The following is a 22,715-nucleotide window of genomic DNA, read 5'->3' as shown; positions in this document are numbered from 1 at the left end:
CCGAATCCGGGCCTGGGTGAGGGTAGGCAATCAAGGGACGGGTGAGCGCCACGGAGTTCGTGTCGAACATGCGTTTCATGGTGTCCGAGGCTTGAAGTCGTGCTGGTTGGGGCGTCAGCCTGGGATGTATGGCACAGGGGGTGGTGAAGCGGGCGTTCAAGTACCGCTTCTTTCCGACCGACGAGCAGGCGGCGCTGCTCTCGCGCACCTTCGGTTGCGCCCGGAAGGTCTACAACCTTGCCCTGGCAGAACGCGACCGTGTGTGGCGTGATGAGCAGAGACGGCTGACGTACGGAGACACTTCGGCCCTGCTGACGAAGTGGAAGCGAACCGAGGAGTACGCCTACCTCCGAGAGGTGTCCTGCGTTCCGCTGCAACAGGCGTTGCGGCACCTGCAGGCCGCGTTCACCGGCTTCTTCGCCAAGCGGTCGAAGTACCCGCGGTTCAAGTCGAAGAGGAGGTCGCGGGCCTCTGCCGAGTACACCCGCTCGGCGTTTGTGTACCGCGACGGTCAGCTGTCGTTGGCGAAGATGGCCGAGCCGCTGGACATCGTCTGGTCGCGACCCCTTCCTGCCGGGGCGGAGCCCTCGACGGTGACCGTCTCCCAGGATGGAGCCGGCCGCTGGTTCGTGTCGTTGCTCTGTGAAGATGCCTCGGTGAGGGCCCTCTCCGTCGTGGACGCGGCGGTCGGCATCGACATGGGTCTTTCCTCGCTGCTCACTCTCTCGCACCCGGTCCCGGGGCTGACCGACGAACAGGGGAAGGTGCCCAACCCGAGGCATGCGGAGAGGGACCGGGAACGGCTGGCCAAGTTTCAGCGTCGGCTTGCCAAGAAGACAGCGGGGTCGAAGAACCACGCCAGGGCGGCTCGACGTGTTGGACGGGTTCATGCTCGGATCACCGATCGGAGGCGCGACTTTCTGCACCGACTGACCACTCGACTCGTTCGTGACAACCAAACGATCGTGATCGAAGATCTGGCCGTACGGAACATGGCTCGCAATCACAGGCTCGCACGGGCGATCGCCGACGCGTCCTGGGCGGATCTCCGCACCCTGCTGGAGTACAAGTGCCAGTGGTACGGACGCAGGCTGGTCGTTGTCGACCGATGGCACCCGAGCAGCAAGATCTGTTCGGCCTGCGGAACGAAGAAAGCGCACCTCGCGCTGAAGGAACGCACCTTTCGGTGTGACAGTCCCGCGTGTGGCCTGGTCCTGGACCGGGACGTGAATGCCGCACGCAACATTCTGGCCGCCGGGCTGGCGGTGACAGTCTGTGGAGACGGTGTAAGACCTCAACGGAACTCTCCGGGCGGGCCGCGGTCGACGAAACAGAAAACCCAGCCAGTGATGGCGGGCATCCCGGGCCTCGCAGGGCCCGGGGAGGGTCAAACGGAGAACTCCTGGAACGCGATGGTCTTCTCTACGGGGTAGTACTCGGAACCCAGCATCTCCCCGATGATGTACGCGTTGCGGTACGGGCCCATGCCCAGGTCCGGGGACGTGATCGAGTGCGTGTGCACGCCGGCGTTCTGCAGGAAGATCCCGCGGCCGGTGATGTCGATCGCGTAGTTGCGGGCCAGGTCGAAGCGGCCCTGGCCGTCGAAGCGGAGACGGTCCTCGACGGGCTGGAGGAAGGCCGGGACGGTGTACTTGTAGCCGGTCGCGAGGATCAGGCCCTCCGTCTCGACCGTGAAGTCCTTCTCCTGCTCCTCCTGGCGGAAGCCGAGCGTGTACGTGCCCGTCGTCTCCTCGTACGAGGCCGAGTTCAGGGACGCGTTGGTCAGGAGGCGCGTGGGGACCGGGCCGCTCAGGTTCTTCTGGTAGAGCAGGTCGAAGATGGCGTCGATGAGCTCGCCGTCGATGCCCTTGAACAGGCCCTTCTGTTCCGTCTCCAGGCGGTACCGGGTGCGCTCGGGCAGCGCGTGGAAGTAGTCCACGTACTCCGGGGAGGTCATCTCCAGGGTGAGCTTGGTGTATTCGAGGGGGAAGAAGCGGGGGGAGCGGGTCACCCAGTTCAGCCGGTAGCCGTGGGTGTCGATCTCGCTCAGGAGGTCGTAGTAGATCTCCGCCGCGCTCTGTCCGCTGCCGACCAGGGTGATCGACTTCTTCCTCTGCAGTTCCTCCTTGTGCGGGAGGTAGCGCGAGTTGTGGATCAGGTCGCCGCCCAGGTCCCGGCAGGTCTCGGGGACGTACGGCGGGGTGCCCGTGCCGAGGACGACGCGGCGCGAGCGGAACGTTTCGCCGCCGGCCGTGGTCACCACGTAGAGCTCTTCCGGCTCCTCGTACGCGACCGACGTCACCGTCGTCGAGAAGCGGATCGACGTGAGCTTTCCGGCCGCCCAGCGGCAGTAGTCGTTGTACTCGGTCCGCAGCGGGTAGAAGTTCTCCCGGATGTAGAACGAGTAGAGCCGGCCCTTCTCCTTCAGGTAGTTGAGGAAGGAGTACGGCGAGGTCGGGTCCGCGAGGGTGACCAGGTCCGACATGAACGGGGTCTGGAGGTGGGCGCCTTCGAGGAACATCCCCGAGTGCCACTCGAAGTCCGGCTTCGACTCCAGGAAGAGGCCGTTCAGTTCGGCGATCGGCTCGGTCAGGCAGGCGAGGCCCAGGTTGAACGGACCGAGCCCGATACCGATGAAGTCGTACGTCTCGGTCGTCTCAGGCGTGGACAAGGTTCTCTCCCAGGTACTGCTCGGCGTGGCCGGCTATCAGATCGAGGACGGCGGCGATGTCGGCCGCGGTGGTCTCGGGGTTGAGCAAGGTGAACTTCAGGTACTGGCGGCCGTCGACCTTCGTGCCGGCGACGACGGCCTCGCCGGAGGCGAACAGGGCCTTGCGGGCGTGCAGGTTGGCCCGGTCGACGTCCTCGGGGGAGGCGTCGGCCCCGGGGACGTAGCGGTAGACGAGGGTGGAGAGCTGCGGCTCGACCACGACGTCGTAGCGCGGGTCGGCGGCGAGCAGCGCGTGGCCCTCGCGGGCCAGGTCGCAGACCTCGTCGAAGAGCTCGCCGACGCCGTCGGCGCCCATCACGCGCAGGGTCATCCAGAGCTTGAGCGCGTCGAAGCGGCGGGTGGTCTGGAGGGATTTGTCGACCTGGTTGGGGATCTGAGCTTGGGGGAGCCGCGGGTTGAGGTAGTCCGCGTGGTAGGTCGCGTGGCGCAGGGTGGCGCCGTCGCGGACCAGGACGGCGGAGGAACTCACCGGCTGGAAGAAGGACTTGTGGTAGTCGACGGTGACGGAGTCGGCGTGCTCGATGCCGTCCAGGAGGTGGCGGCGGGTCCGGGAGGCGAGCAGCCCGCAGCCGTAGGCGGCGTCGACGTGCATCCAGGCGCCGTACTCGGCGGCGAGGGCCGCGATCTCGGGCAGCGGGTCGATGGAGCCGAAGTCGGTGGTGCCGGCGGTGGCGACGATCGCCATCGGGATGAGGCCCTCGGCGCGGCAGGCCTCCAGCTCGGCGGCGAGGACGACGGACTGCATCCGCTTGTTCCGGTCGACCGGGACGGCGACGACCGCGTCGCGGCCCAGGCCGAGCAGCTGGGCGGACTTCTGGACGCTGAAGTGGCTGCACTCGGAGGAGAAGATCCGCAGCTTCGACAGGTCGGTGCTGCCGGCTTCCTCGCGGGCGAGGAGCAGGGCCTGGAGGTTGGACTGGGTGCCGCCGCTGGTGAAGACGCCGTCGGCGAGCGGGCCGAGGCCGATGCGGCCGGTGGTCCAGTCGATCAGTTTCCGCTCGATGAGGGTGCCGCCGGCGCTCTGGTCCCAGGTGTCGAGGGAGGAGTTGACGGCGGAGAGGACGGCCTCGCCGAGGACGGCGGGGATGACCACCGGGCAGTTGAGGTGCCCGAGGTAGCGGGGGTGGTGGAAGTAGACGGCGTCGCGGAGGTAGACGCTCTCCAGCTCGTCGAGGGCGGCGGAGGCGTCGCCGAGCGGACGGTCGAGGTCGACGGCGTCGACGACGGGGGCGAGCTGGGCGGGGGTGATGCCGGTGAACGGTCCGTGTGCCGTGGCGAGTTTCCTCGCCACCCGCTCGACTCCTTCGGTGACGGAGCGTCGGTATGACTCCGCCGTCGTGTCGTTGAGCAGGTGGGAGCGCATGTGGGGGCCCTTCCGGGAGCGGACTCGGTCGGTCTCAGTTAGGTTAGCCTAACCTAACTAAGACGCACAACGGCCCCCCAACCCGTCGAGGTTGGGGGGCCGCCGGCCCTGTGGGGGCTGGAGGGGTCCCTGGGGGCCCGTCAACGGGTCCCCAGGGGTCGGAAGGGGTCCCTGGGGGTCGGAAGGGGTCCCCGGGGGGACCCGTCAGGAGTTACGCCTCGTCCTGCGCCGTCTCGTCCGGCACCTCGCGCAGGGCGTCCTCGGACAGGCCCTTGCGCCAGTAGCCGACGAACGTGACCCGGCGTCGGTCGAGCCCCCGCTCCCGTACGAAGTGGCGGCGCAGCGCCTTCACCGAGCCGGACTCGCCCGCGATCCAGACGTACGGGGCCTTCCCGGGCAGCTCGGCGCCGGACACCGCGTCCACGGCGGACGGCGCCCCCTCCTCCCGTACGAGCCAGGTGACCGTGGCGTCCGCCTCGGTAGCGAGCTCCGTCCGGTCGCCGGAGAACGGCACTTCGAGGAACACTTGGGCGCGGGTCTCGGCCGGCAGCCACTCCAGGATCGCGGAGGTGGCGGGGAGGGCCGTCTCGTCGGCCCAGATCAGTACGGAGTCGGCGTCCTCGGGCAGTTGGAAGCGGACACCGGTGTTCTCGGCGACCGCCGGGCCCAGGACGACCACCCGGTCGCCGGGCTCGGCGCGGCTCGCCCAGCGGCAGGCCGGTCCGACGCCCGCCGTGCCGGCGGCTGATGTCTCAGCGTGGAGGGCGAAGTCGATGTCGACCTCGTTCACGGGGGTCGTGCGCTGCTCGCGGACGGTGTACGAGCGCATCACGGCCCGCTCGTCGTCGGGCATCGCGCGCCAGGCGCCCAGGATGGCGTACATGTCCGGGTTGTCCAGGGGTGGCAGGACCGGCGCTTTCTGGCCAGGGTGCGGCAGGAAGAGGGAGAGCGACTGATCGCGGCCCCCGGCGGCGAAGTTCTTCAAGTCGTCCCCGGTGAAGGTGATCCGGACCAGGGAAGGGCCGAGTCGCCGTGTCCGGTCGACCTGGAGGGAGAAGAACTGGAAGGGGGCGGTCTCGGCATGCGTCATGGAACTGAGGTTAGCCTAACCTCATCTTGATCAATAGAGGGGAATTCGCTGCTAGGGTCTGGCTGATTTCAGGAGAGGGGGCTCCTCGTTTCGGCGACGGCGTGACGCCTCTCCGCGTGCGTTGCCACAGAACGAAGGAGATCCATGGCCGACGCTATGGTCGAGAGGGCCCAGCGCTTCATCAACTCGACCTACAACAACGGGGCGATGCTGGGCATATCCAAGCTGGAAGAGGACGGCAAGACCGGCTGGACGGTCATGTACGCCCTCACCCGGGCCCTCCAGTACGAGATGGGCCTCACCAGCCTGTCGAACGCTTTCGGCCCCACCACGCTGTCGACGCTGCAGTCGAAGTACCCGAGCCTCAACGCCTCCACGATGCCGTCGGCGAACTTCTGCCGCATCATCCAGTCCGCCCTGTACTGCAAGGGCTACGACGGCGGCGAGATCGACGGCATCTACAACAGCCGGGTCCAGAGCGCCGTGGCCCAGCTCAAGCTGCACATGGGCGTCGACGGCGCCTACCCGGGCACCTCCCTCGAGCCGAAGGTCGTCAAGGGCCTGCTCAACATGGACGCCTACGTCAGCACCGCGGGCGCCAACGAGCAGATCCGCACCGTCCAGCGGTGGCTGAACGCGCGCTACGTGAACCGCCGGGACTTCTACATCATCCCCTGCGACGGTCACCACTCCCGCGACGTCGCCAAGTCCATGCTGTTCGCCATCCAGTACGAGCTGGGCATGGCGGACGGCGTCGCCAACGGCAACTTCGGCCCCGGCACCCAGTCCGGCCTGAAGTCCCACACCGTCGGCCAGGGCAACAGCAGCACCTGGGCGTACCTGTTCACGGCCGCCATGGTCCTGAACAAGCGCAACGTCATCTTCGGCGAGTTCACCGGCGGGGTCCAGAGCGAGGTCGAGAGCTTCCAGGCCTTCTCCATGCTGCCGGTCACCGGCGTCGGCGACTACGCCACCTGGTCCTCGCTCCTCGTCTCGTACGGCGACCAGACCCGCAAGGGCAGCGCCTGCGACTGCGTCACCAAGATCACGCCGGAGCGCGCCCAGACCCTCGTCAACGCGGGGTACGCCTACGTGGGCCGGTACCTCTACAACCCCTCGAAGACCAGCCTGCCGGAGAAGCAGATCCAGCCGGGCGAGCTGGAGACGATCAGGGGGGCCGGGCTGCGCTGCTTCCCGATCTACCAGACGTTCTCCGACTCGGCGAGCTACTTCAAGTACGGCCAGGGCTGCGTCGACGCGTCCAACGCCGTCGAATGGGCCAAGGCGCACGGCTTCAAGCCGGGCACGATCATCTACTTCGCCGTCGACTACGACGCCATGGACGGCGAGGTCACCGACTTCATCCTCCCGCACTTCCGCGGCATCTCCCGCACCGTCGCGGAGAACTCGGGCTACCGGGTCGGCGTCTACGGCCCGCGCAACATCTGCCAGCGCGTCACCGACGCCGGCTACGCCGAGACCGCCTTCGTCTCCGACATGTCGGCCGGCTTCTCCGGAAACCTCGGCTACCCGCTGCCGACGAAGTGGGCCTTCGACCAGATCTCCACGATCACGGTCGGCTCCGGCACCGGCGCCATCAACATCGACAACGACATGGCCTCCGGCCGGGACCAGGGTCAGAACGACTTCTACCCGCCGGCGGGCATCGTCTCCGGCCTGGACCGGGACTTCGACAAGACCAAGTACCGGGCGTCCATGCTCGCGGACGTCCAGTCCTACCTCACCTCCATCGGCGTCCCGGAGACGGGCGGCGAGGGCTGGGTCGACGACGACTGGGTCACCTACGGCGTCAACACCACCACCGAGGCCTTCGACGCGGTCCTCAGCTACGACTGGCTGTTCACCAACCTCGCCAGGACGCTCAAGATCCGCAAGGCGCTCATCCAGGCCCCCGTCCTGTGGGAGCTGCGCAAGCTGAACGCGGGCGACGTGGTCGCCGACGAGGCCGTGAAGGCCGGCCTGGACGACGACTGCAGCACGGGCTGGGGCCAGATCTTCGCCTGGGTGACCATCGATGCCCGGAACTACTGCATCCAGCAGGGCTACCTCAACACGCCCCCGCTGACAACCGCCGACAAGAAGGCGGTCTGGGACCAGCTCAACCAGGACGTCGAGTACAACATCCGCTCCGTCGCGTACCTCACGATGTACAACTCCTATCAGCTGAGCATTCCCTCGCCGTCGCTGACCACCAGCCTCGCCGACACGCAGGCGCTGCTGGCCCGGTACAACGGCACCGGCCCCGACGCGCAGAAGTACGGGCAGGAGCTCGTCGGCCTGTACCAGGTCCTGGAGAACTACAACGCGCTCTGCCGCGTCTAGCGGCCCCCACCGATCGCGAAGAATGTGCACATGAGGAAGCTGCTCGTGCCGGCCGGGGTGAACCTGCTGCTCGGCGTGCCGGGAATCGTTCCGGTCTTCCTGGTCTGGTACGTCCTGGCCAACGGACCGCTCGCCGCCCTCGGGTGGACGGAGCGGGACCCGAACGAGAACGACGGCATGTGGCTGTGGCTGGTCATCGTCGTACCGGTCGTCGGGCTCTACGGCCTCGTCTGGGGCCTGGTGAACGTGCGCCTGAGGCGCCGGACGCCGGTGCCGAGGGCCGTGTTCTGGACGGTGTGCGCGGTGGCTTCCCTGGCGCCTTTCTTCGCGATCGGGCTGTTCTGAGAAGACTTGAGAGGAGAACGAAGCACATGCAGCAGAAGATGACGCGGCGTACGGTCGTCCGGACCGCCGCCGTCGTGGGCGCGGCCGCCGCCCTGAGCCCGGTCCTGTCCGCCACCGCCACGGCCGCGCCGGGCACGGGAGCCGGCACGGGGGCCGCCACGGCCGCCGTCGCGGGGACCCGGAAGCCCAAGCGTCCGGCGACGTCCGCGAACGGCTGGACGATCCAGACCAACGTCGACCGCGACTCCCAGGTGTGGACGCGCTCGGTGTCCGGCACCGGCCTCGACGTGCCGGTGTGGATCGGCGACGTCGAGACCGTCCTGCTCCACGTCGTGCGCCGCTTCCACTACGAGGTGGAGGAGCTGCACACCGGCGACCTCGTCGGCTGGCGCCCCGCCAAGGAGGTGCGCCGCCGCCATCCGGAGTCGAACCTCGCCTCCGGCACCGCCGTGCGGATCCGCCCGGGGATCGGGGCCACGCAGGGCTCGCTGTTCCCGCTCCAGCTCGACGCCGTCCGCGCCGTCCTCGCGGAATGCGGCGGCGTGGTCCGGTGGGGCGGTGACGACAAGCCCGTGGACGAGTCCCTCTTCTACATCGCCGTCGGCCCGCTCGACACGCGGCTCGCGGACCTCGCGGCCCGGATCCGGGACTGGAACGACACGCCCGGCCGGGGTGCCGGAGTGACGGCCGGCTAGCAGAACGACAACTGGCAGAACGACAAGGGGCGCGCGGCCTGAGCCGCGCGCCCCTTCTCTCTCACCTGCCCCGTCAGGCGGGCAGGCCGAGCTCGCGGGCGATCAGCATCCGCTGGACCTCGCTGGTGCCCTCGCCGATCTCCAGGATCTTCGAGTCGCGCCACATGCGGGCCACCGGGTACTCGTTCATGAAGCCGTAGCCGCCGTGGATCTGGGTCGCCTCGCGGGCGTTGTCCACCGCCACCGTGGAGGAGTACAGCTTCGCGATCGCCGCCTCCTTCTTGAACGACTCGCCGAGGACCAGCCGGGAAGCCGCGTCCCGCCAGCCGATGCGGGCCATGTGGGCCTTCATCTCCATGTCGGCGATCTTGAACTGGACGGCCTGGTAGGTGCTGATCGGCGATCCGAAGGCGTGACGTTCCTTCGCGTACTTCACCGACTCGTCCACACAGCCCTGCGCGAGGCCCGTCGCGAGCGCCGCGATCGCGACCCGGCCCTCGTCCAGGATCCGCAGGAACTGCGCGTACCCCCGGCCCTCCTCGCCGAGGAGGTTCTCCACCGGGACGCGGACGTCGTCGAAGGAGAGCTCGCGGGTGTCCGAGGCGTTCCAGCCGACCTTGGAGTACGGGGCGGCGACCGTGAAGCCCGGGGTGCCGGACGGCACGATGATCGAGGAGATCAGCGGACGCCCGTCGGGCTTGCGGCCGGTGACCGCGGTGACCGTCACCAGACCCGTGATGTCCGTACCGGAGTTGGTGATGAAGCACTTCGAGCCGTTGATGACCCACTCGTCGCCGTCGCGGACCGCCGTCGTCCGGGTGCCGCCCGCGTCACTGCCGGCGCCGGGCTCGGTCAGGCCGAACGCGCCGAGCATCTCGCCGGCGCACAGCTTCGGCAGCCACTCGCGCTTCTGCTCCTCCGTACCGAAGCGGAAGACCGGCATGGCGCCCAGCGAGACGCCCGCCTCCAGGGTGATGGCCACGGAGGAGTCGACCCGGGCCAGCTCCTCCAGGGCGATGCCGAGCGCCAGGTAGTCGCCGCCCATGCCGCCGTACTCCTCGGGGAACGGCAGCCCGAACAGGCCCATGCGGCCCATCTCGCGGACGATCTCGTACGGGAACTCGTGCCGCTCGTAGAAGTCGCCGATCTTCGGCGCCACGACGTCGTGGGCGAACTCCTCGACGGTACGGCGGAGTTCCTCGTGCTCTTCGGTGAGCCGGTGGTCGAGGGACATGTCTTTCGTCACTCCTTGTGGGAGAGGGCGCGGACGGTACGGGAGGGGCTGGGCCGGCCCAGCTGTTCGGCCATCCACACGCTTGTGGCGGTGAGGGCGGCCAGATCGACCCCGGTCTCGATGCCGAGACCGTCGAGCATCCACACGAGGTCCTCGGTGGCGAGATTGCCGGTCGCGCTCTTCGCGTACGGGCAGCCGCCGAGGCCGCCCGCGGAGGCGTCGACCGTGGTCACCCCGTGGCGCAGGGCCGCGAGGGTGTTGGACAGGGCCTGCCCGTACGTGTCGTGGAAGTGCACGGCGATACGGGAGGTGGGCACCCCGCCCTCGTTCAGGGCGGTGAGGAGGGCCTGGACGTGGCCCGGGGTCGCGACGCCGATCGTGTCCCCGAGGCTCAGCTCGTCGCAGCCCATGTCGGCGAGGGCCTTCGTCACCCGGACGACCTGCTCGACGGGGACGGCGCCCTCCCAGGGGTCGCCGAAGCACATCGAGAGGTAGCCGCGGACCTTCAGACCGGCCTCTATGGCCCGGGTGACGGTCGGCGCGAACATCGCGAGCGCCTCGTCGACGGTCCGGTTCAGGTTGGCCTTCGCGAAGGACTCGGTCGCCGAGGCGAACACGGCGACCTCACGGGCGCCGAGGGCGAGGGCCCGGTCGAGACCGCGCTCGTTCGGCACCAGCACCGGGAGCCGTACCGGAAGGTCACGGACCTGCGGGAACAGCTCCTCGGCGTCGGCGAGCTGGGGCACCCACTTCGGGTGCACGAAGCTGGTCGCCTCGATGGTCGTCAGGCCCGCGGCGGCGAGCCGCCGCACGAACTCGGCCTTCACCTCGGTCGGGACGGCCGTCTTCTCGTTCTGCAGCCCGTCCCGGGCACCGACCTCGTGGATCCGGACCCGGGCGGGGAGCGCGGGGTCGGGGACGGTCATGGGCAGTCCGGTGCTCATGCCTCTTCCTCCTCGCGGGGCGCGACGACGGCCAGGATCTGGTCCATGGCGACGGTGGTGCCGGGCGTGACGTCCAGCTCGGTGACGGTGCCGGCGTGCGGGGCGGAGATGACGTGCTCCATCTTCATCGCCTCGACGACGAGCAGACTCTGCCCGGCCTCCACCTCGTCCCCGACGGCCACCTTCACGACGGTGACGGTGCCGGGCATGGGCGCGGCGAGCGTGTCGGCACCGCCGTGCCGGGCGCCGGAGAGCGCGGCCTCGACGGGGTCGTGGTCCAGGACGTGCCAGGAATCGCCGTCCCGGCCGAGCCATTCGCCCGCGCGGCGGAAGGCGTGGGTGATGCCGTCCACGGTGACGGTCACCTCGGTAGCCGTGACCCGGGAGCCGGCCGGGGCCTCCGCCGTCACCGGTTCGAGTCCCGGTACCCGGAACGGGAAGGCGAGCGGCTTCGGGGCGCCGCCGAGGCGCCACCCGCTCGGCACGTCGAACGGATCGGTCCAGCCGTCCCGGGGCGCCGGGGCCAGCCCCGCGAGCCGTACGGCGGCCGCCGCCGCGTACACCTCGTCCGGTACGCCCTGGGGGACCAGGCTCTCCGCGTCCCGCTCGACCAGGCCCGTGTCCATCGCCCCGGACACCACGTCCGGGTGGGCGAGGAGGCGGCGGAGGAAGCCGGCATTCGTGGGGACGCCCAGGGTGACCAGGTCGGCGAGGGCCGCGCGGAGCTTCCGCAGGGCCGTCGGCCGGTCGGCCGCGTGGACGATGACCTTCGACAGCATCGGGTCGTAGAGGGAGGAGACCTCGCTGCCTTCGAGCAGACCCGAGTCCGTCCGTACACCGTCCCCCTGCGGCTCGTCCAGGGCGAGGACCGTGCCGCCCGAGGGCAGGAACCCGCGAGAGGGGTCCTCGGCGCAGATCCGGGCCTCGACCGCCCAGCCGTCCAGCCGGACGTCGTCCTGGCCGAAGCCGAGCGGCTCACCGGCGGCGACCCGCAGCTGCCACTCCACCAGGTCGAGCCCGGTGATCAGTTCGGTCACGGGGTGCTCGACCTGGAGACGGGTGTTCATCTCCATGAAGTAGTACGCGGACGGGTCACCGCCCGGGACGATGAACTCGACCGTTCCCGCGCCGACATAGCCGCAGGACCGGGCGGCCTCCACGGCCGCCGCGCCCATCGCCGCGCGGGTCGTCTCGTCGAGGAGGACGCTCGGCGCCTCCTCGATGATCTTCTGGTGGCGGCGCTGGAGCGAGCACTCGCGCTCGCCCAGGTGCACCACGTTCCCGTGGGCGTCCGCCAGGACCTGGATCTCGATGTGCCGGGGCCGGTCGATCCACCGCTCCACGAGCAGCGTGTCGTCGCCGAAGGACGCCCGCGCCTCCCGGCGGGCCGCCGCGATCTCCTCGTCCAGGACCGCCAGGTCCCGCACCAGGCGCATGCCCTTGCCGCCGCCGCCCGCGCTGGGCTTCAGCAGGACGGGCGCCCCCAGTTCGCGGGCCGCGGCGGCGATCTCCGGGTCGGCCGCGCCGGGCACGACCGGCACGCCGGCGGCCTTCACGGTCGCCTTCGCCCGGATCTTGTCGCCCATGAGGGCGATCGCCTCGGCGGAGGGCCCGATGAAGACGAGGCCCGCGTCCGCGCAGGCCTGCGCGAAGCCGGCGTTCTCCGCGAGGAACCCGTAGCCGGGGTGGACGGCCTGCGCGCCGGTCCGCTTCGCCGCGTCGAGCAGCGCGGGGACGGCCAGATAGGACTCGGCGGCCGGCGGCGGACCGATCCGTACCGCGGTGTCCGCCTCCCGTACGTGCCGGGCGTCGGCGTCCGCGTCGCTGTAGACGGCCACCGAGCGCACGCCGAGCTCCCGCAGGGTGCGGATGACGCGGACGGCGATCTCGCCCCGGTTGGCCACGAGGACGGTGTCGAACATGCTCTGCATCTTCTGGGAGCCCTTCACATCCGGAAGACGCCGAACTGGGGGTCACCCAGGGGCGCGTTGGCACAGGCGGTCAGGGCGAGGCCGAGGACCTGCCGGGTCTCCAGTGGGTCGATGACCCCGTCGTCCCACAGCCGGGCGGTCGCGTAGTAGGCGCTGCCCTGCGTCTCGTACTGCTCGCGGATCGGGGCCTTGAAGGCCTCCTCGTCCTCGGCGCTCCACTCGTCGCCGAGCTGGTCGCGCTTGACCGTCGCGAGGACGGACGCGGCCTGCTCGCCGCCCATGACCGAGATCTTGGCGTTGGGCCACATCCACAGGAAGCGGGGGGAGTACGCCCTGCCGCACATCGAGTAGTTGCCCGCGCCGTACGAACCGCCGACGACGACCGTCAGCTTCGGGACGCGGGTCGTGGCGACCGCCGTCACCATCTTCGCGCCGTGCTTGGCGATGCCGCCGTGCTCGTACGCCTTGCCGACCATGAAGCCGGTGATGTTCTGCAGGAACACCAGCGGGATCCCGCGCTGGTCGCACAGCTCGATGAAGTGCGCGCCCTTCTGGGCGGACTCGGCGAACAGGATGCCGTTGTTGGCGACGATGCCGACCGGGTGGCCGTGGATCCGGGCGAAGCCGGTGATCAGCGTCTGCCCGTACTCGGACTTGAACTCCTGGAAGCGGGAGCCGTCCACGACCCGGGCGATCACCTCGCGCACGTCGTACGGGGTGCGGGAGTCCACCGGCACCGCGCCGTACAGACCGTACGGGTCGACCTTCGGCTCCTCGGCCGGCTCGACCTTCCAGGGCAGCGGGCCGCGGTCGGGGAGCGTGGCCACGATGTTCCGGACGATGCGCAGCGCGTGGGCGTCGTCCTCGGCGAGGTGGTCGGTGACGCCGGAGATCCGCGAGTGGACCTCGCCGCCGCCGAGCTCCTCGGCCGTGACGACCTCGCCGGTCGCCGCCTTCACCAGCGGCGGACCGCCCAGGAAGATCGTGCCCTGGTTCCGTACGATCACGGCCTCGTCGCTCATCGCCGGGACGTACGCGCCGCCGGCCGTACACGAGCCGAGGACCGCCGCGATCTGCGGGATGCCCGCGCCGGACATCCGGGCCTGGTTGTAGAAGATCCGGCCGAAGTGCTCCCGGTCCGGGAAGACCTCGTCCTGCATCGGCAGGAACGCGCCGCCCGAGTCGACCAGGTAGAGGCAGGGGAGACGGTTCTCCAGTGCCACCTCCTGGGCGCGCAGGTGCTTCTTCACCGTCATCGGGTAGTACGTGCCGCCCTTGACGGTCGCGTCGTTGGCGACGATCACGCACTCGCGGCCGGAGACCCGGCCGATGCCCGCGATGACGCCGGCGGCCGGGGCCTGGTCGCCGTACATGCCGTTCGCCGCGAGCGGGGCCAGCTCCAGGAAGGGCGAGCCCGGGTCGAGGAGCGTGTCCACCCGGTCCCGCGGCAGCAGCTTGCCGCGCGCGGTGTGCCGGGCCCTGGACTTCTCACCGCCACCCAGGGCGGCCGCCGCGAGCTTGGCGCGCAGGGTCGCCGCCAGCTCGTGATGGGCCGCCTCATTGGCCTGCCAGGCCGCGGACGCGGGATCCGCCGCGCTCGTCAGCACAGGTGCCTGCTGCATCCCTCGAGCTCCCTTGCTCGGTTAATGAGCGTTAACGTATGTCGCCCAGGTTAACGACCGCTAACCGGGTTGTCTAGAATCGAATCCATGACCACCAGCCCGACGCGGATGGACGCGCCGACCCGCCGCGAGCAGATCCTCAAGGAGGCCGCCCGCCTCTTCGCCGAGCGTGGGTTCCACGGCGTGGGCGTGGACGAGATAGGAGCGGCGGTCGGCATCAGCGGCCCCGGCCTCTACCGCCACTTCCCCGGCAAGGACGCGATGCTCGCCGAGCTCCTGGTGGGCATCAGCGAGCGGCTGCTCTCCGGCGGACAGCTGCGCGTGGCCGAGGCCGACGGGGACCCGGTCGTCCTCCTCGGCTCCCTCATCGACGGGCACATCGACTTCGCCCTCGACGACCGGCCGCTCATCACCCTCCACGACCGCGAGCTCGACCGGCTCAAGGACGAGGACCGCAAGCGGGTCCGGCAGCTCCAGCGGCAGTACGTCGAACTCTGGGTCGCCGTCGTCCGCGAGCTGTACCCCGACGCGGGGGAGTCCGAGTCCCGCACGGCTGTCCACGCCGTCTTCGGCCTCCTCAACTCGACCCCCCACCTGGCCGCACTCGGCCGCGGGCCCATGGAGGACCTGCTGCGGAAGCTGGCGCACGGGGCGTTCGGGGCGCTGGGCGCGTAGTCCACGGGCCGGAACGGGTTGCTCTTCGCCTCCGGGGCTCGGCCAGAATGAACCTCATGCCGATACTCAGCCGCCCCGCCCTCGTCGAGCACCTCGTCCGCACCCGGATCGCGGGAGACGTCGCCACCCCGCGCGACAACAACCTCTCCCACTACCGCAAGCTCGCCAACGGCGACCGGCACTACTGGCTCGGCCTCGAACTCGGCGACCGCTGGACCGACGAGCAGGACGTGCTCGCCGTCATGGCCGAGCGGTGCGGCGTCGTCGACGACCCGGCGCACCGGGCCGGCCAGGACACCATCGACCCCGAACTCACCGTCGACGGCCTCGACCGGATGGCCGCCCGCCTCCGCAAGGCCGCCGCCAGCCGTGAGCGGGTCCTCTTCGCGACCGGGCACCCCGGCGCGCTCATCGACGTGCACAGCCGGGTCGCGGCCGCGCTGCGCGCCCAGGGCTGCGACATCGTCCGGATCCCGGGCGGGCTCGTCGCCGACGAGGGGTACGTCGTGCAGTTCGCCGACGTCGCCGTCTTCGAGCGCGGCGCGAGCCTGTGGCACACCCACTCCCCGGAGCCGATGAACGCGATCCTCGACGCGCTCGGCGAGTCCGGACGCCCGGACCTCGTCATCGCCGACCACGGCTGGGCCGGGCGCGCGGGCCAGCGGGGCGTGGACTCCGTCGGCTACGCGGACTGCAACGACCCCGCGCTCTTCATCGGCGAGGCGGAGGGCACGATGCAGGTCACGATCCCCCTGGACGACCACGTCCTGGACCCCCGCTTCTACGAACCCCTGACGACGTACACGCTGAACGCGGCGGGCCTGGTGGCCTGAGCCTGCCGCCGCCCGGCTCGGCCGCCACACCATGGGCGTCCGGTTCCGGCCGGCCGTGACCGCCTGAGCCCACGGACGGCCCTCCCGTCGCACAGAGACGCCCCGCCCGGTCCTCGGGGCCCGGGCGGGGCGTTCTCATGTCCAGGGAGAGCCAGGAAGACCCCACGACGGGGTTACGCGGCCACGGGGGGCTCCTCGTCGCTCTCCAGGGCGGGCTGTCCCTCTTCGCTCGCCAGCGATGGCGGCGGCTTCAGTGCCCTGAAGCGCTGCCAGGCATCTCTTGCACGTCCGGCCGAGTCGATCACGTCCGGAAGCTGGTCAAGAAGCCCCTTGAGACTGAACAAGATGATCGACGCCACACCGGTAACGGCAAGAATGAGGAGGATGGCTGCGCCGTCCATGATCCAAACCTTTCGGGTTAAGGGTTTGGATCGCAGCACGCAGGGCTCGATCCAAACCCAGTGGGTTCGGGTCGAGACACCTGCGCCGACGCGTTACGCGGATGTTCTCGGGGTGCGACCCGTGCGGGGTCGCCACTCAAAGAAGATCATGAAAGCTAAACGCAGAAATTAAGAAGAGGAAGAATATTCGCGCCATCTGAGCTGGATTGGCCGCGCGTCTGAGGCTTTCGCCTCCGGGCCTACCGCGCCTGGATGGTCCTGACTTCCCCGTGAGGGGACGATCAGGTTCGCGCTAAGAAATACAGAAAACACAGAAACGCAAGAAATTTAAGAAGATGTAGTGCTGCGCTACGACTGTACCACGCCTGCCGTGGCGTCAAGCAGGCGACGCCCCGCCGGAGTTGGGTCGGCGGGGCGTCTTCATGCCCAGGTGGAGTCAGGAAGACCCCGTGGCGGGGCTATGCGGCCATGGGCGGCTCCTGCTCGTCATCACGTGCGGGCTGCTGCTCGGGCTTCCGGAAGCGCTGCCAGGAGTCGCGGGCACGCCCGGCCGAGTCGATGACGTCCGGGACCTGGTCCAGAAGACCCTTCAGCGCGAAGAGCAGCACAGAAGCCACGCCAGCGATGGCGAGAATGATGATGATGGCGGTGCCGTCCACCGATCCTTACCTTCCCTGTCATGGGTCGGATCGGGTGCGCAGGCAGCCTCGATCCGAACCCTACGGTTCGGACCGAGACACCTACGCCGACGCACAGCACGTAAATGTTCTCGGGTGGGCTGATCGTCAGCCCAGGTCAAGCAGGTAGTACATCCTTCGGCGCAAGCCCCGTCTTCACTGCTTTGTGCGTCTGGGCCCCTCCTACTGGGGCCCCGAAGCTCCAACGGGGCTATTGCGTCCTGGTTCCCGGCTGTTGAGGTCGGGCCGCCCAGGTGCGAGCGGGTAGTCATCCCGCTGCGGACCATGGTAGCGCAGCGGTGCTCTCCGGCCGGAGGTCTCAAGGACAACTGAGCCCCGTCCCAGTGAGGTTGGGACGGGGCTCAGGTTCGTGTGCTGCCTCCTAAGCGGGGGCGCGGGGCTGCGGCCTGCGGTTGTAGGGGTGATGGGAGCAGGTGCAGCGGCGTACGAGGAGAATCCCTGCGCCGTACGGCAGCGGCACGTCCTTGGCCTGTCGGCACTCGCGGTGCAGGTCCTCATATCCGGGGCTCTGGGCGAGTCTGCATTCGGGGGACATGGCCGCCGCCGGCATCAGAGGACTCCGCCGCTGCTGGCCGAGTTCAGGGCGCGGGTCCGCTCCCTTATGGCCCTGAGCCGCTCCTGGCTGGTGGCGGGGCGGACATGAGCAGGGTCGGCGTCCCACTCTCGTCCGCCAGCCACCGGCCGGAGCTGCATAGCCGGACCGACGTGGCCCACGACGTATCCGAGCTTGTTGGTCCGGTCGTCGACCACCAGCGCCCCGACTTCGGCCGTCACTGCTCGGCCCCCCGCCGGAGTGCTTCGGCCAGCCGGACGGCCACGTCGGCGCGGACCCGGCCCAGCTCCACGAGCCTCAAAGCCGGGGACCCGGGGTCGACTCCCAGCGATGGCAGGACGATCCCGACCCCGGCCAGCGCTTCCCGCAGGGACTCCATCGCTACGAACGGGTCCACCTCGTTGAGTTCCTTCGTCGTCATGAACTCGACGCTAGGGACGGGGTGTTGCGCGGCGGTACGCTGTTTTCTCGAATTTGCTCGACGGGTGGACCAGATTGCTCGTGTTTTCTCCTGTGCCCCAGCTGAACCCGTAGAACCGCGCCGGATCGCCGACCAAGCTGTTGGATCAACACCCCTGGGAGGGAAGGGAGAGCGTCCATGGCACGTCAGTTGCGCTTCATCGGTACCGACAGCAAGATCGACGGCTGCCCCGCCCTGCACACGGACGAGGAGACCGGCGAGATCATCGTTCAGGGCTCGCCGATCACCGACCGGGCGGACCTCGCTCAGCTCCAGCACTTCGGGCCGGACGAGGCAGCGGTGGCCGTGCCGCGCGAACTGCTCGTGAACTGGGGACCGAAGGAGATGGAGCGAGTGCCGGAGCTGGTCGACCGAGACACCTTCCGGCGTCTCTTCGAGACCTTCAAGCACACCGCCTGGCGGCTGGAGACACGGCGCGGTTATGCGTCGGACCGACAGGACCCCGACTATCAAGCGTTCCTGGCCACCGGCTCCTCGCCCTGCGACCCCACCGAGCCCTGGTTCGTCAACATCCGGGCCCAGGTGGACGCGGGCAAGACCGTCGGCCGGGTCCGCATCGCCGACCGCCCGCCGACCACCGAGCAGTTGTTTCTGCTCGACTACGCCCGGCACAACGCGGCCTCCGGCGAGGACATCCGCTACCTGTGGCGCGATGACGCGGCCGGTCTGCCCGCCGAGGACTTCTGGATCTTCGACTCGCGGATCGTCGCTCTGCTCCACTTCGACGACGAAGACAACATGCTTGACATCGAGCTGATCACCGAGCCGGCTCGGGTTGTCCCATACTGCGTCGCCCGTGACGCGGCCATGCACCACGCCGTGCCGTACGACCGGTTCGCCGTGCAGGTGGCTGCGGCCGACTAGTGGCGACCGACTACCAGCAGGCACGGGAGGCGTTGGGTGCGAGGCTGCGTGAACTGCGCTTGTCGTGCCCTGGTGGTCGGCTGACGGGCCAGCAGCTCGCCCACCGGCTCGGCTGGCAGGGGTCCAAGGTCAGCAAGCTGGAGAACGGGAAGCAGACGGCCTCGCCCGAGGACCTGCGGGCGTGGGCCGACGCGACCGAGCAGCCGGACGCGTACCCGGAGCTGGCCGCCCGGCTGGCCGGGTTCGAGTCGCACATCAGGTCATGGCGTAGGGCGCTGGCGAACGGCTTCAAGCCGATGAACGAGGGGCTGACCGCCGAGATCAAGCGGTCCTCGGAAATCTGGGTGTGGGAAGAGGCCGTGGTCCCCGGGCTGATGCAGACACCGGAGTACGCACGCCACGTGGTCCAGCGGTACGCGGACCTGCTGAACGTCACCAAGGGCGTGGAGGACGCCGTGCGCGTTCGGGCACAGCGTCAGGAGTGGCTGTACCAGCCGGGGCGGAAGCTGCGCGTGCTGATGTGGGAGGCCGCGTTGCGTTCGCTGATCTGCCCACCGTCCGTGCTGGCCGCCCAGCTCGACCGCCTGACCGGCATGGTCGGCATGGACACGGTCGAGCTGGGCGTCGTGCCGTTCACGGCGTCGATGAAGATCGTGCCCGCCAACGGCTTCTGGGTCCTGGACGACCGCTTGGTCGTCGCGGAGGACTGGCACGCCGAACTGTGGTTGGACGACGCCGACAACATCGTCCTGTACGGCAAGGTCTGGAAGACCCTGCGCGAGTCGGCGGTGTTCGGGGCGGAAGCCAACACCGTCATCAACTCGGCGCGGCGCGCGCTGGGCCCCCGCTAGCCCGCTGGCGGCGGGGCGCCGTTCGGGCTGGCCGTCACGGCTCGGTCCGGCGCTGGGTCACCCCCGGCGTCGGGTCCAGGTAGACGCGGCGGATCGCCGGGTACCGCTCGCGGAGCTGGGACTCCGCGTCCTCGCACGCCCATTCCACCTGCTCCGCCGACGACACGTCCCTGAAGTCGATCTTCGCCGCGACCAGGACCTCGCCGGGGCCCTGGATCAGGGTGATCAGGTCGAGGACGTCGATGACGTGCGGGACCGAGAGGAGCTCCTCGCGGATGCCGTCGCGCATGCCGCGCGGGGCCGGGCGGCCGATGAGGAGTTCGGCGTTGGAGCGGCCCAGGACCCAGGCCACGTACACGAGCAGGACGCCGATGAGGATCGAGGCGACGCCGTCCCAGACGTCGGAGCCGGTGATCTGGACGCCGAGCAGGCCGCCCGCCGCGAGCATGAGGCCGGCGAGGGCGGCCGAGTCCTCCATCACGACCGCCTTGACGGTGGTGTCGGGCGTCCGGCGGAGGTACTGGGCGAAGGGGGCCTTCATCCGCTCCGCCTCCGCCCTGATCTGCTTGACGCCGGTGCGGAGCGAGAAGCCCTCCAGGACGAAGGCGATGCCCAGGACGATGTACGAGACCAGCGGGTCGCCGAGTTCCTCGCCGTGGGTGAGCGTGTGGATCCCGTCGTAGATCGAGAAGACCGCGCCGCCGACGAAGGTGGCGACCGCGGCCAGCAGGGCCCAGACGTAGCGCTCGCCCGCGTAGCCGACGGGATGGTCCTCGTCGGCCGGCCTGTCGCTCCGCTTCAGCGCGGTGAGCAGCATGACCTCGGTGACGGTGTCGGCGACCGAGTGGGCCGCCTCCGACAGCATCGCGCTCGATCCGCTGACCACGCCCGCGACGGCCTTGGCGACGGCGATCCCGAGGTTCGCCGCCGCCGCCACGATCACCGTGAACGTGCTTTCGCCGTTCTGCTCCATGCGTCGGACGTTATGTCCGATTATCCGCGCGGGACGCGAACGACACCCTCCTGGATGACGGAGATCGCGAGCCGTCCGTCCTGCGTGAAGATCCTGGCCTGCCCGAGGCCGCGCCCGCCGGACGAGGTCGGGGACTCCTGGTCGTACAGGAGCCACTCGTCGGCCCGGAAGGGGCGGTGGAACCACATGGCGTGGTCGAGCGAGGCGCCCACGACGTCGCCCACCGCCCAGCCGCCCCGCCCGTGAGCGAGGAGGACCGAGTCGAGCAGGGTCATGTCGGAGACGTACGTGGCGAGCACGACGTGCAGCAGCGGGTCGTCGGCCAGCTTGCCGTTGGTGCGGAACCAGACCTGGGAGCGCGGCTCGCGCGGCGTCCCGACCGTCCCCCACGGGGGCGTCTCGGCGTACCGCAGGTCCACCGCGGCCCTCGCCTCGATCAGCCGGTCCGCGACCTCGCGGGGGAGGTGGCGGGGGAGCATCTCGGCCGGCGTGGGGAGCGACTCCGGGTCCGGCGCGGGCGGCATGTCGACCTGGTGGTCGAGCCCGTCCTCGTACGTCTGGAAGGACGCCGAGAGGTGGAAGATCGGCTGGCCGTGCTGGACGGCGACCACCCGGCGGGTGGTGAAGGAACGGCCGTCGCGGATGCGGTCGACCGTGTAGACGATCGGCGCGCCCGGGTCGCCCGCGCGCAGGAAGTACGCGTGGAGCGAGTGGGGGAGCCGGTCCGCCGGGACGGTCCGCCCCGCCGCCACCAGCGCCTGGGCGGCCACCTGGCCGCCGAAGACGCGGGGGACGATCGAGGGGCGGGACTCGCCCCGGAAGATGTCCTGCTCGATCCGCTCCAGGTCGAGGAGATCGAGCAGGTCATCCAGGGCCGTGTGCGCGTCCGGCACTTACAGGCCCATCGACTTGGCGATGATCGACTTCATGATCTCGCTGGTGCCGCCGTAGATGCGGTTGACGCGGTTGTCGGCGTACAGGCGGGCGATCGGGTACTCGTTCATGTAGCCGTAGCCGCCGTGCAGCTGGAGGCAGCGGTCGATGACGCGGTGGGCGACCTCGGTGCAGAACAGCTTGGCGCTCGCGGCCTCGGCCGGGGAGAGCTCGCCCGCGTCCAGGGCCTCCAGGGCGCGGTCGGCGACGGCCTCGGCGGCGTCGACCTCGGCCTGGCAGGCGGCCAGCTCGAACTTGGTGTTCTGGAAGGAGGCGACCGGCTTGCCGAAGACCGTGCGGTCCGTGACGTACTGCTGGGCGAAGCGGACGGCGGCCTTGGCCTGGGCGTAGGCGCCGAAGGCGATGCCCCAGCGCTCGGAGGCCAGGTTGTGGCCGAGGTAGTAGAAGCCCTTGCCCTCCTCGCCGAGCAGGTCCTCGGCGGGCACCTTGACGTCGACGAAGGCCAGCTCGGCCGTGTCGGAGGTGCGCAGGCCGAGCTTGTCCAGCTTGCGGCCGATGGAGTAGCCCTCGGACTTGGTGTCCACGGCGAAGAGGGAGATGCCGAAGCGGCGGTCGTCCTCGGACGGGGCCGAGGTGCGGGCGCAGACGATCACGCGGTCGGCGTGGACGCCGCCGGTGATGAAGGTCTTGGCGCCGTTGAGGACGTAGTGCGTGCCGTCCTCGGAGAGCTTGGCGGTGGTCTTCATGCCCGCGACGTCGGAGCCGGTGCCCGGCTCGGTCATCGCGAGTGCCCACATCTCCTCGCCGGTGACGAACTTCGGCAGGAAGCGCTTCTTCTGCTCGTCGGTGGCGAGCATCTTGATGTACGGCAGGGCGAGCAGCACGTGGACGCCGGAGCCGCCGAACTGGACGCCGGCGCGCGAGGTCTCCTCGTACAGGACGGCCTCGAACTTGTGGGTGTCCAGGCCCGCGCCGCCGAACTCCTCGGGGACGTTGATGCCGAAGATGCCCAGCTCACCGAGCTTGTCGTAGAACTCGCGCGGCGCCTGGCCGGCGGCGAACCACTCGTCGTAGACGGGGACGACCTCGGCCTCGATGAAGGCGCGGATCGTCTCCCGGAACGCCTCGTGGTCCTCGTCGAATACGGTACGGCGCACGAGCCGCCTCCTTGTCGCTGCCGGTTGTCTAAGCGCT

22 protein-coding genes are annotated in these 22,715 nt (G+C 69.7%); 8 read left to right on the top strand and 14 right to left on the bottom strand.

Annotated elements, in window-relative coordinates:
* The first annotated feature begins 128 nt into the window (after window positions 1–128).
* The gene (locus tag AB5J54_RS14755) at window positions 129–1,433 is read left to right on the top strand and encodes an RNA-guided endonuclease InsQ/TnpB family protein (protein ID WP_369144381.1); all 1,305 of its coding nucleotides are present in this window, start codon (window positions 129–131) and stop codon (window positions 1,431–1,433) included.
* On the opposite strand, the gene AB5J54_RS14750 is transcribed toward AB5J54_RS14755, so the two are convergent.
* The 3 genes from AB5J54_RS14750 to AB5J54_RS14740 all read right to left on the bottom strand — a co-directional run bounded on the left by AB5J54_RS14750 (window position 1,388) and on the right by AB5J54_RS14740 (window position 5,184).
* A complete protein-coding gene (locus AB5J54_RS14750; protein ID WP_369144380.1) occupies window positions 1,388–2,671 on the bottom strand; it encodes a lysine N(6)-hydroxylase/L-ornithine N(5)-oxygenase family protein in 1,284 nt (427 codons plus the stop codon). The two genes, AB5J54_RS14755 and AB5J54_RS14750, sit on opposite strands and share 46 nt — an antisense overlap.
* Window positions 2,658–4,094: an aspartate aminotransferase family protein gene (locus AB5J54_RS14745; protein WP_369144379.1), complete on the bottom strand. Its 1,437-nt coding sequence runs from the start codon at window positions 4,092–4,094 to the stop codon at window positions 2,658–2,660. The genes AB5J54_RS14750 and AB5J54_RS14745 overlap by 14 nt, the downstream gene beginning before the upstream one ends.
* 211 nt (window positions 4,095–4,305) lie before the next feature.
* Window positions 4,306–5,184, bottom strand: coding sequence for a siderophore-interacting protein (locus AB5J54_RS14740; RefSeq protein ID WP_369144378.1), 879 nt, complete (start codon window positions 5,182–5,184; stop codon window positions 4,306–4,308).
* A gap of 144 nt (window positions 5,185–5,328) precedes the next feature.
* Between AB5J54_RS14740 and AB5J54_RS14735 the strand changes: the two genes are divergently transcribed.
* From AB5J54_RS14735 to AB5J54_RS14725, 3 genes are read left to right on the top strand one after another with little or no spacing between them, the layout of a single operon-like run.
* Window positions 5,329–7,527 (top strand): glycoside hydrolase domain-containing protein, encoded by a 2,199-nt coding sequence (locus AB5J54_RS14735; protein ID WP_369144377.1) that lies wholly within the window; start codon window positions 5,329–5,331, stop codon window positions 7,525–7,527.
* 30 nt (window positions 7,528–7,557) lie between these two features.
* Window positions 7,558–7,872 carry a hypothetical protein gene (locus tag AB5J54_RS14730; RefSeq protein WP_369144376.1) on the top strand — a complete coding sequence of 105 codons (315 nt, stop codon included), beginning with the start codon at window positions 7,558–7,560 and terminating at the stop codon, window positions 7,870–7,872.
* 26 nt (window positions 7,873–7,898) lie between these two features.
* Complete coding sequence (locus tag AB5J54_RS14725) at window positions 7,899–8,567, top strand: hypothetical protein (RefSeq protein WP_369144375.1); 669 nt, start codon at window positions 7,899–7,901, stop codon at window positions 8,565–8,567.
* Between the two features lie 73 nt (window positions 8,568–8,640).
* Here the strand turns inward: AB5J54_RS14725 and AB5J54_RS14720 are convergent, their stop codons facing one another.
* From AB5J54_RS14720 to AB5J54_RS14705, 4 genes are read right to left on the bottom strand one after another with little or no spacing between them, the layout of a single operon-like run.
* A complete protein-coding gene (locus AB5J54_RS14720; protein WP_369144374.1) occupies window positions 8,641–9,801 on the bottom strand; it encodes an acyl-CoA dehydrogenase family protein in 1,161 nt (386 codons plus the stop codon).
* 8 nt (window positions 9,802–9,809) lie between these two features.
* The gene (locus tag AB5J54_RS14715; protein ID WP_369144372.1) at window positions 9,810–10,745 is read right to left on the bottom strand and encodes a hydroxymethylglutaryl-CoA lyase; all 936 of its coding nucleotides are present in this window, start codon (window positions 10,743–10,745) and stop codon (window positions 9,810–9,812) included.
* Entirely contained in the window at window positions 10,742–12,667 is a 1,926-nt protein-coding gene (locus tag AB5J54_RS14710; RefSeq protein ID WP_369144371.1) for a biotin carboxylase N-terminal domain-containing protein, read from the bottom strand. Before AB5J54_RS14710 ends, AB5J54_RS14715 begins: the two co-directional genes overlap by 4 nt.
* Before the next feature lie 23 nt (window positions 12,668–12,690).
* Entirely contained in the window at window positions 12,691–14,298 is a 1,608-nt protein-coding gene (locus AB5J54_RS14705) for a carboxyl transferase domain-containing protein (protein ID WP_369144370.1), read from the bottom strand.
* Window positions 14,299–14,385: 87 nt separating this feature from the next.
* Here AB5J54_RS14705 and AB5J54_RS14700 point away from each other — a divergent pair, with 87 nt between their 5' ends.
* Complete coding sequence (locus AB5J54_RS14700) at window positions 14,386–14,973, top strand: TetR/AcrR family transcriptional regulator (RefSeq protein ID WP_369144369.1); 588 nt, start codon at window positions 14,386–14,388, stop codon at window positions 14,971–14,973.
* Between the two features lie 56 nt (window positions 14,974–15,029).
* Entirely contained in the window at window positions 15,030–15,806 is a 777-nt protein-coding gene (locus AB5J54_RS14695; protein ID WP_369144368.1) for a phosphatase, read from the top strand.
* Window positions 15,807–15,979: 173 nt separating this feature from the next.
* Here the strand turns inward: AB5J54_RS14695 and AB5J54_RS14690 are convergent, their stop codons facing one another.
* The 4 genes from AB5J54_RS14690 to AB5J54_RS14675 all read right to left on the bottom strand — a co-directional run bounded on the left by AB5J54_RS14690 (window position 15,980) and on the right by AB5J54_RS14675 (window position 17,879).
* The gene (locus tag AB5J54_RS14690; RefSeq protein ID WP_369144367.1) at window positions 15,980–16,207 is read right to left on the bottom strand and encodes a hypothetical protein; all 228 of its coding nucleotides are present in this window, start codon (window positions 16,205–16,207) and stop codon (window positions 15,980–15,982) included.
* Between the two features lie 458 nt (window positions 16,208–16,665).
* Window positions 16,666–16,866: a hypothetical protein gene (locus tag AB5J54_RS14685; RefSeq protein ID WP_369144366.1), complete on the bottom strand. Its 201-nt coding sequence runs from the start codon at window positions 16,864–16,866 to the stop codon at window positions 16,666–16,668.
* A gap of 588 nt (window positions 16,867–17,454) precedes the next feature.
* Window positions 17,455–17,679: a hypothetical protein gene (locus tag AB5J54_RS14680; protein WP_369144365.1), complete on the bottom strand. Its 225-nt coding sequence runs from the start codon at window positions 17,677–17,679 to the stop codon at window positions 17,455–17,457.
* Window positions 17,676–17,879, bottom strand: a complete 204-nt coding sequence (locus AB5J54_RS14675; protein ID WP_369144363.1) for a hypothetical protein — start codon at window positions 17,877–17,879, stop codon at window positions 17,676–17,678. The genes AB5J54_RS14680 and AB5J54_RS14675 overlap by 4 nt, the downstream gene beginning before the upstream one ends.
* A gap of 177 nt (window positions 17,880–18,056) precedes the next feature.
* Here AB5J54_RS14675 and AB5J54_RS14670 point away from each other — a divergent pair, with 177 nt between their 5' ends.
* A complete protein-coding gene (locus AB5J54_RS14670; protein ID WP_369144362.1) occupies window positions 18,057–18,803 on the top strand; it encodes a DUF6879 family protein in 747 nt (248 codons plus the stop codon).
* The gene (locus AB5J54_RS14665) at window positions 18,803–19,654 is read left to right on the top strand and encodes a helix-turn-helix domain-containing protein (RefSeq protein WP_369144361.1); all 852 of its coding nucleotides are present in this window, start codon (window positions 18,803–18,805) and stop codon (window positions 19,652–19,654) included. The genes AB5J54_RS14670 and AB5J54_RS14665 overlap by 1 nt, the downstream gene beginning before the upstream one ends.
* Before the next feature lie 34 nt (window positions 19,655–19,688).
* On the opposite strand, the gene AB5J54_RS14660 is transcribed toward AB5J54_RS14665, so the two are convergent.
* The 3 genes from AB5J54_RS14660 to AB5J54_RS14650 are packed head-to-tail and all read right to left on the bottom strand — an operon-like array spanning window position 19,689 to window position 22,678.
* A complete protein-coding gene (locus tag AB5J54_RS14660) occupies window positions 19,689–20,627 on the bottom strand; it encodes a cation diffusion facilitator family transporter (protein ID WP_369144360.1) in 939 nt (312 codons plus the stop codon).
* Between the two features lie 20 nt (window positions 20,628–20,647).
* Complete coding sequence (locus AB5J54_RS14655) at window positions 20,648–21,520, bottom strand: acyl-CoA thioesterase (protein ID WP_369144359.1); 873 nt, start codon at window positions 21,518–21,520, stop codon at window positions 20,648–20,650.
* Window positions 21,521–22,678 (bottom strand): acyl-CoA dehydrogenase family protein, encoded by a 1,158-nt coding sequence (locus AB5J54_RS14650; protein ID WP_369144358.1) that lies wholly within the window; start codon window positions 22,676–22,678, stop codon window positions 21,521–21,523. It lies immediately after the preceding gene.
* Between the last annotated feature and the right edge of the window lie 37 nt (window positions 22,679–22,715).

The organism is Streptomyces sp. R44 (assembly GCF_041053105.1).
GTDB lineage: Bacteria > Actinomycetota > Actinomycetes > Streptomycetales > Streptomycetaceae > Streptomyces.
This window is presented reverse-complemented; position numbering and strand designations above follow the sequence as displayed.

What these genes read in the sequence shown, in the direction of transcription:
- AB5J54_RS14755 (WP_369144381.1), top strand. Translation starts at nt 129, where the DNA reads ATGGCACAGGGGGTGGTGAAGCGGGCGTTCAAGTACCGCTTCTTTCCG.
- AB5J54_RS14745 (WP_369144379.1), bottom strand. Translation starts at nt 4,094, where the DNA reads ATGCGCTCCCACCTGCTCAACGACACGACGGCGGAGTCATACCGACGC.
- AB5J54_RS14740 (WP_369144378.1), bottom strand. Translation starts at nt 5,184, where the DNA reads ATGACGCATGCCGAGACCGCCCCCTTCCAGTTCTTCTCCCTCCAGGTC.
- AB5J54_RS14735 (WP_369144377.1), top strand. Translation starts at nt 5,329, where the DNA reads ATGGCCGACGCTATGGTCGAGAGGGCCCAGCGCTTCATCAACTCGACC.
- AB5J54_RS14730 (WP_369144376.1), top strand. Translation starts at nt 7,558, where the DNA reads ATGAGGAAGCTGCTCGTGCCGGCCGGGGTGAACCTGCTGCTCGGCGTG.
- AB5J54_RS14725 (WP_369144375.1), top strand. Translation starts at nt 7,899, where the DNA reads ATGCAGCAGAAGATGACGCGGCGTACGGTCGTCCGGACCGCCGCCGTC.
- AB5J54_RS14720 (WP_369144374.1), bottom strand. Translation starts at nt 9,801, where the DNA reads ATGTCCCTCGACCACCGGCTCACCGAAGAGCACGAGGAACTCCGCCGT.
- AB5J54_RS14715 (WP_369144372.1), bottom strand. Translation starts at nt 10,745, where the DNA reads ATGAGCACCGGACTGCCCATGACCGTCCCCGACCCCGCGCTCCCCGCC.
- AB5J54_RS14710 (WP_369144371.1), bottom strand. Translation starts at nt 12,667, where the DNA reads ATGTTCGACACCGTCCTCGTGGCCAACCGGGGCGAGATCGCCGTCCGC.
- AB5J54_RS14705 (WP_369144370.1), bottom strand. Translation starts at nt 14,298, where the DNA reads ATGCAGCAGGCACCTGTGCTGACGAGCGCGGCGGATCCCGCGTCCGCG.
- AB5J54_RS14700 (WP_369144369.1), top strand. Translation starts at nt 14,386, where the DNA reads ATGACCACCAGCCCGACGCGGATGGACGCGCCGACCCGCCGCGAGCAG.
- AB5J54_RS14695 (WP_369144368.1), top strand. Translation starts at nt 15,030, where the DNA reads ATGCCGATACTCAGCCGCCCCGCCCTCGTCGAGCACCTCGTCCGCACC.
- AB5J54_RS14690 (WP_369144367.1), bottom strand. Translation starts at nt 16,207, where the DNA reads ATGGACGGCGCAGCCATCCTCCTCATTCTTGCCGTTACCGGTGTGGCG.
- AB5J54_RS14675 (WP_369144363.1), bottom strand. Translation starts at nt 17,879, where the DNA reads ATGACGACGAAGGAACTCAACGAGGTGGACCCGTTCGTAGCGATGGAG.
- AB5J54_RS14670 (WP_369144362.1), top strand. Translation starts at nt 18,057, where the DNA reads ATGGCACGTCAGTTGCGCTTCATCGGTACCGACAGCAAGATCGACGGC.
- AB5J54_RS14660 (WP_369144360.1), bottom strand. Translation starts at nt 20,627, where the DNA reads ATGGAGCAGAACGGCGAAAGCACGTTCACGGTGATCGTGGCGGCGGCG.